The sequence below is a fragment of the Brochothrix campestris FSL F6-1037 genome, assembly GCF_000525915.1.
GTDB classification, from domain to species: domain Bacteria; phylum Bacillota; class Bacilli; order Lactobacillales; family Listeriaceae; genus Brochothrix; species Brochothrix campestris.
Genome location: NZ_AODH01000069.1, coordinates 1 through 736, shown reverse-complemented (window position 1 = coordinate 736; position 736 = coordinate 1). Strand labels below are relative to the sequence as shown.

Sequence of the window (736 nt, the reverse complement as noted above, 5' to 3'; positions counted from 1 at the left end):
TTCGCCCGTTAAAGTAATGTCTTCAAAAGCAATCGTTGGTGCGATTTCTGAGAATGTTAACTCCCCACCTTTTAAAGTTACACTTGCTGCTGTCGAACCGTCACGCACCTCATCTGCTGATACAGTTGCTACGCTTACTCCGATTGTTCCGACGGTTAAACCAATGGCCATTAATTGTGCTAATTTCATATTATATTCCTTCTCTCTGATTTAATTTTTTTATTTGTTTACTCATTTGCTACTTATTCTGCTGGTTTTAATGTCCAGTCAACTGTTGTTGCATATGTGCCAGCTGTTAAATCTTTCGGCACATCTAATGTTGGGTTTAGGTTCACCTTTGTTTCAAAACGTTTACCAGCAGCAAAAATTTCATTTTCTGAAGATACTACTACGTCTTGAGCGATTCCATTATTATCGATTTCAGGCGATAATTTTATTTGTAAGCCTTGTTCGCTAAAACTTTTATCGGTTGGTGTTTCTTTTACTAGTAAATCCCAAAATGTATCCACACCTCGATAATCGTTAATCCCTAGTTCAGCTATCGCTTTCGTACCGACTGTTTTAGCTTCGCCTGTTAAAGTAATGTCTTCAAAAGCAATCGTTGGTGCGATTTCTGAGAATGTTAACTCCCCACCTTTCAAAGTTACACTTGCTGCTGTCGAACCGTCACGCACCTCATCTGCTGATACAGTTGCTACGCTTACTCCGATTGTTCCGACGGTTAAACCAATGGCCA

At 39.7% G+C, this 736-nt stretch carries 2 protein-coding genes; both read right to left on the bottom strand.

What is annotated here, in order from left to right:
* A partial coding sequence (locus BCAMP_RS11310) for a hypothetical protein (RefSeq protein ID WP_035315695.1) occupies positions 1–189 on the bottom strand: 189 nt, incomplete at its 3' end.
* Between the two features lie 53 nt (positions 190–242).
* Positions 243–736: hypothetical protein (locus BCAMP_RS14005; protein WP_035315694.1), on the bottom strand; the 494-nt coding region annotated here is incomplete at its 5' end.